4 protein-coding genes and 1 pseudogene are annotated in these 6,856 nt (G+C 38.1%); all 5 read left to right on the forward strand.

The features are described 5' to 3' along the window. Positions 1–211 precede the first annotated feature (211 nt). Complete coding sequence (locus tag IKV95_RS09250) at positions 212–1,066, forward strand: PRD domain-containing protein (protein WP_069126227.1); 855 nt, start codon at positions 212–214, stop codon at positions 1,064–1,066. 212 nt (positions 1,067–1,278) lie between these two features. Further along, complete coding sequence (locus tag IKV95_RS09255; RefSeq protein WP_119904490.1) at positions 1,279–3,192, forward strand: beta-glucoside-specific PTS transporter subunit IIABC; 1,914 nt, start codon at positions 1,279–1,281, stop codon at positions 3,190–3,192. A 47-nt stretch (positions 3,193–3,239) separates the two neighbouring features. Next, a pseudogene (locus tag IKV95_RS09260) lies at positions 3,240–4,634 on the forward strand (PTS transporter subunit EIIC); the annotation flags it as partial. Between the two features lie 90 nt (positions 4,635–4,724). Next, entirely contained in the window at positions 4,725–6,176 is a 1,452-nt protein-coding gene (locus IKV95_RS09265; RefSeq protein WP_483296362.1) for a 6-phospho-beta-glucosidase, read from the forward strand. Beyond that, positions 6,176–6,856 (forward strand): glycoside hydrolase family 1 protein (locus IKV95_RS09270; RefSeq protein ID WP_287451700.1); only part of this gene is annotated, 681 nt, incomplete at its 3' end. The genes IKV95_RS09265 and IKV95_RS09270, both read left to right, overlap by 1 nt.

Below are 6,856 nucleotides of genomic sequence, written 5' to 3' on the forward strand. Positions count from 1 at the left end.
TCACATTTTGTGAATTTCGACTAGTGAAACACACATTTTTTCAAAAATAGTCTTGACAGCGCTTTCAGCCTGATGTAGTATTAGTCTTATACAAGAGGGTGTTACTGATAAGTCAGGCATTACCTGTTGAAATAGAGTGTTTTTTATTACGATTGAGGTGATAGAGCATTGTATTTTAACAGGTAATTTTTAGTTTACGGGAGGGACGTTGATGAAGGTCATCCGGAGCTTTAATAACAATGCGGTACTTGTTAAAGATGTGGACTTAACAGAATGGATTGTTATCGGAAATGGTATTGGTTTTAATAAGAAGGTGAATGATGCGATTGACAAATCTAAAATTGAGCGGCGTTTTGTGGCTGAATCACGCAGCGCTTTGATGGATGAAGGTGTCATTTCATTGTTGAAAATGGATTCAAAAATAGTTGAAACAGCATCAGAAATTACACGAGAAGTAGAACACAGCCTGAACATCAAGTTTGAGAACTATAATTATTTAATTTTGGCAGATCACATTAGTTTTGTGATAGAACGTGCAACAAAAGGAATAGAAATGACTAATAGTACAATTCGTTGGGAAGTGAAAAAATTATTTCCTAAAGAATACGAAGCCGCAAAAGTAGCAATCAAAATTTTAATGACAAATTTTGCGATTGATTTACCGAGAGGTGAAGATGTTTTTTTAACGTATCATTTTGTTAATGCGCAATCGAGCGAAGGTAAATTGGAAGAAACGATGAAAATGTCTAAATTAATTCATAATATTCTCGAAATTATTCAAATGAAGTATCAAATTATTCTCAATGAAGAGTCGTTTCATTATGATCGTTTTATTTCTCACTTACGGTATTTTGTGTTGAGGCACTTGGATAATGAAAGTGTACTGATAGAGCCGCTTGACTCTGGTTTGCTCGAAATGATGCGCATCAAGTATGCTGAAGCCTATAAAACAGTGGGGAAAATTGCAGTCTATTTAGAAAAAACGGAAGGCTGGCAGTTAACACAAGATGAAAAATTATACCTTTGCCTGCATATCTGGCGCGTAACAAATAAACAAGAATTATAAATAGCATAAAAAGAGTGGCGTGTGACTATTCAATTAGGCATGATCCGGAAAACAACCATACTTTGGTGTTTTTTGGATCATTTTTTTGTTCATAAGATTAAAGAGATTCAGAAAAAATTACCTGTTAAATCCACTTGCCATAATAATACGCCACTTTAATAACACGCAACAACAACCTAATAGAAACTAAATTTAATATTGGAGGAATTTTTATGAAATACGAACAGCTTGTCTCGATGATTATCGAAAAAATAGGCGGAAAAGAGAATGTGAATAGTGTGGTTCATTGTACAACACGTTTACGTTTTAAACTGAAAGATGAAAAAAAAGCAGATACAGAGTTTCTTAAAAAGGCGGATGGTATTGTCACTGTTGTACAAAGTGGCGGTCAGTACCAAGTCGTAATTGGGAATCATGTGCCAGATGTATATGCTGAAATTGTTAAACAAACAGGCTTATCTGAAGAAGGCAGCGCTGAGGAAAAAGGGGGTTCCGTTTTAGATAAGGCAATTGATTTAATATCAGGTATTTTTGCACCAACGTTAGGTTTATTAGCATCAACAGGTATGATTAAAGGTTTCTTAGCAATTTTCACCACATTTGGTTGGCTCAGTGATAAGTCAGGGACGTATATCATTTTAAATGCATTGGGAGATTCGTTCTTCTACTTCTTACCAATCATGTTAGCTTATACATCAAGTAAAAAATTCAAAGTTAATCCGTTCTTGGCCATGGTCATAGGGGCGACACTCGTTTACCCAACGATTACTGCTTTGAACCCTTTAACGATGATGGGGTCAGATGCAACACCATTATATACGCTATTTAGTGGCACCATTTTTGAATCACCAGTTTATCTTACATTCTTAGGTATTCCGCTGATCATGATGAACTATACATCGTCAGTTATTCCGATTATTTTAGCGGTTTGGTTAACTTCAAAAGTAGAACCTTTCTTCAAAAAAATTATGCCAGATGTCGTTAAAACATTTTTAGTGCCATTCTGTGCAGCACTTGTTGTCGTGCCAGTAACATTCCTTGTAATTGGGCCGATTTCAACATGGTTAGGAACTGCAATTGGAGCGGGAAGTTTAGCAGTATACACATTTAATCCCATCATAGCAGGTTTCATTTTAGGTGCTATTTGGCAAGTTTTAGTTGTCTTCGGTTTACATTGGGGACTTGTACCAATCGGTTTATTAAATATCAGTACGCTAGGATTTGAACCTGTTTTAGTATTAACAGGCGCAGCTGCATTTGCACAAATCGGTGCAGTATTGGCAGTAACACTTCGTACAAAAGATCCAAAAACAAAAGGTTTGGGAATATCAGCATTTATATCAGGCATCTTCGGTGTAACAGAGCCTGCGATTTATGGGATTACATTACCACGTAAAAAACCATTCATTGCCAGCTGTATTGCTTCAGGTGTCGGTGGCGCTATTATGGGCTTTGCAGGCACAAAATCTTATATGGTAGGTGGAATGGGGATTTTCGCAATCCCAAGTAAAATTTCACCCAAAGGAATTGACGCCGGTTTTTACGGAAACTTAGTTGCAATCGTCGTCGCGCTCGTTTTAGGTCTATTGATAACATTGTTAATGGATAAATCACATAAAGATGAAGTTGTTGCAGAACCAGTGGTAGAAGACATTATCAAAACAGTTGATCTAACGGAAGAAACGCTGGTTAGTCCACTAACAGGTAGTTTACAAGAGTTAAGCGGTATTAGTGATGAAGTATTTGCCTCAGGAGCGATGGGGAACGGTGTAGCTATCTTACCGACTGAAGGTAAGTTATTTGCCCCAACAGATGGTGAAGTGACGCTTGTATTCCCTACAGGCCATGCTGTTGGGATGAAAACAAATGCAGGCGCTGAAGTATTAATGCACATCGGTATGGATACAGTGCAATTAGATGGCCAATTCTTTGAAACACACGTTGAAAAAGGGTTGATGGTTACAAAAGGCACGCTGCTTGTGACGTTTGATATTGAGCAAATTAAAGCGGCGGGTTATGAAGTGATTACACCGATGATTGTAACCAATACGAGTGAATACAACACTGTGAAAGCTATTGCAGAGGGGAATGTTACTGTGGGTGATGCAGTGCTTGAATTAAAATAAGTAATTAAGCTTTTGAGCAACAATAAAATGAATTTGGGGGTTTAGATATGAAGTACACAAAATTAGTAGCGATGATTGTCGAAAATGTGGGAACGAAAGATAATATTAACAGTGTTGTTCACTGTACCACCCGTTTAAGGTTCAAATTGAAAGATGAAAAGAAAGCGAACACTGACTTTTTAAAAGAAGCAGATGGCATTGTGACGGTTGTACAAAGTGGAGGACAATATCAAGTTGTCATTGGTAATCATGTGGCTGATGTGTACCAAGAGTTAATGCAACAAACAGGCCTTGATGGACAAGAACAAGTACCGGATGACAACAAAGGATCATTGCTTGATCGTTTCATCGATTTAATTTCTGGTATTTTTGCCCCAGCTTTAGGTTTGTTGGCAGCAACCGGGATGATTAAAGGGCTTTTGGCACTGTTTCTCACCTTTGGTTGGCTCGCAGAAACTTCAGGAACCTATGTTGTTTTGCAAGCGCTCGGTGATTCCTTCTTCTACTTCTTACCTATTATGTTAGGGTATACAGCCAGCAAGAAATTTAATGTTAATCCGTTTCTTGCGATGGTGATAGGAGCAACACTTGTTTATCCATCAATCGTTGGTTTGAGCCCGATGGCGATGGCAGGTGCAGGCGCTGAACCGTTATATACGCTGTTTAGTGGAACAATTTTCGAATCACCTATCTATGTTACCTTTTTAGGAATACCCGTCGTAATGATGAGTTATTCATCATCAGTTATTCCAATTATTCTGGCTGTTTGGTTTGCATCTAAAGTGGAACCGTTCTTCAAAAAAATCATTCCAGATGTGGTTAAAACATTCCTCGTGCCATTTTGTTCGGCGCTGGTTGTTATCCCGATTACCTTCTTAGTCATTGGACCCATTTCAACATGGTTAGGAACAGCTTTAGGCGCGGGAAGTTTAGCAGTGTATCAGTTCAGCCCGATACTTGCTGGATTAATCATCGGTGGTTTATGGCAAGTACTTGTCATTTTTGGTTTACATTGGGGACTTGTGCCGATTGCGATATTAAATATTGCAACACTGGGTTATGATCCGATTTTAACATTAACATTTGCTGCATCATTCGCACAAATTGGTGCTGTTTTAGCAGTAGTAGTTCGAACAAAAGACAAAAAAACAAAAGGTTTAGGAATTTCGGCCTTTATTTCAGGTATTTTTGGTGTAACAGAGCCCGCGATTTATGGGATTACCCTACCACGTAAAAAACCGTTTATTGCAAGCTGTATCGCAGGAGCGGCTGGTGGAGCGGTATTAGGTTTAATGGGCACTAAAGGTTATATTGTAGGAGGATTAGGGATTTTTGGAATTCCAAGTATGATTAATCCGAAAACAGGGATAGATAGTACGTTCTATGGTATTTTTATAGCTATCGCTGTTGCCTTTATCCTTGCGTTTGTTTTAACAATCGTGTTAGATAAAAGACAAGGAGACAAATCCTTAAAAGCAACAAAATAATCAATGTCGTTTAAACGTTTAAAAAACATCAGAGGAGGAAAAATTATGACAACACCATTTCAAAAAGGTTTTTTATGGGGCGGCGCAGTAGCTGCCAATCAATGTGAAGGTGCCTATCAAAAAGACGGTAAAGGTCTCTCACTTGTAGATTTATTACCAGATGCGGCACATGGGCGTTGGGAAGCATTGGCTGATCCAAAATTGGCATTTGAAGGGAATTATGATTTTTATCCAAGTCACGACTCGATTGATTTTTATACACATTATAAAGAAGATTTAGCGCTTATGGCAGAAATGGGTTTTAAAACATTTCGAACTTCGATTAGTTGGCCACGTATTTTCCCGAACGGTGACGAATCTGAACCAAATGAAGCAGGCTTAGCTTTTTATGATGATTTGTTTGCCGAATGTGTGCGTTTGGGAATGGAACCATTGGTAACAATCAATCATTTTGATACACCTGTAGAACTGATGAAAAAATACAATGGTTGGGCAGATCGTCGACTCGTTGATTTTTATGTCAACTACTCGGAAGTTATTTTTAAACGTTATAAAGATAAAGTGAAGTACTGGTTAACATTTAATGAAATTAACATGATTTTACACTTGCCATTTTTCGGCGGGGGTGTTGATGTCAGTGGTGCAGATAATCCGAAACAATTGACTTATCAAGCAGCACATCATCAATTGGTAGCATCAGCCAAAGTAACGAAATTAGCGCATGAAATTAATCCCGATTTTAAAATTGGATGTATGCTAGCTGCTGGACAAACATATCCAAACACGTGCGCGCCAGAAGATGTATGGCAAGCCGTTGAAAAAAATCGTGAGAACTACTTCTTTATTGATGTACAATCGCGCGGTGAATACCCAAGCTATTCAAAACGCTTCTTTGAAGATAATAACATTGTCTTAGATATTAAAGCAGGAGATTTAGAAGTGTTGAAAGCGCATCCGGTAGATTTTGTATCTTTTAGTTACTACTCGTCTCGCTTAACAAGTGCGGATCCAGCAGTAAATAAAGAAACGGAAGGAAATGTGTTTGCGACGTTGAAAAATCCTTATTTGAAAGCAAGCGAATGGGGTTGGCAAATTGATCCACTGGGACTGCGCACAACAATGAATGAGGTGTACGATCGTTATCAAAAGCCATTGTTTGTCGTTGAAAATGGTTTAGGAGCAGTGGATACACCGACAGAAACTGGTGAAATTAATGATGATTACCGTATCGATTATTTAGAAGCACATGTGCGTGAAATGGGAGAGGCCATTAAAGATGGCGTTGAGTGTTGGGGCTACACACCATGGGGGTGTATTGACCTGGTGAGTGCTGGTTCTGGCGAAATGAAAAAACGTTATGGCTTCATCTATGTTGATCGCGATAATGGCGGTGTAGGAACGTTAGCACGTTCTAAAAAAGCATCGTTCTATTGGTATAAAGATGTGATTGCAACAAATGGCGCAAAAGTATATAAAACAACAGAGGAGGATGCGTAATGTTTGAAATGAAAAAAGGTTTTAAAGATGGTTTTTTATGGGGTGGCGCTACAGCTGCGAATCAATTTGAAGGTGCGTATAATGAAGATGGTAAAGGTTTAACGATTGCTGATGTGTCTCCAGGTGGGAAACAACGCATGAAATTATTGCGTGACGATAGTTATCCATTAGAAATTGATTTAGAAAAATACACATACCCAAACCACTTGGGCATTGATTTTTATCATCGTTACAAAGAAGATATTGCACTGTTTGCTGAAATGGGCTTTAAAACATTCCGTATGTCTATTTCATGGGCACGTATTTTCCCAAATGGTGATGATGCACAACCAAATGAAGCGGGATTGAAACATTATGAAAATGTCATTGACGAGCTTTTAAAATACAATATTGAACCGACCATTACGATCTCACATTATGAAACACCTTTGAACCTTGTGAAAAGTTATGGTGGTTGGAAAAACCGCGAATTAATCGGTTTATTTGAAAAATATGCCCGCACAATTCTCGAACGTTATGCCTCTAAAGTAACGTATTGGATGACATTTAATGAAATTAACACAGGTGTTTTAGGGTCATTCTTCACATTAGGGATGCGTAACGAGAGCCTTAATAATAATTTCCAAGCATTGCATAATCAATTTGTTGCCAGTGCAAAAGCAGTTAAGATTGCCCGTGAA

It is taken from the genome of Brochothrix sp., from assembly GCF_017549435.1.
Classification (GTDB): Bacteria; Bacillota; Bacilli; order Lactobacillales; family Listeriaceae; genus Brochothrix; species Brochothrix thermosphacta.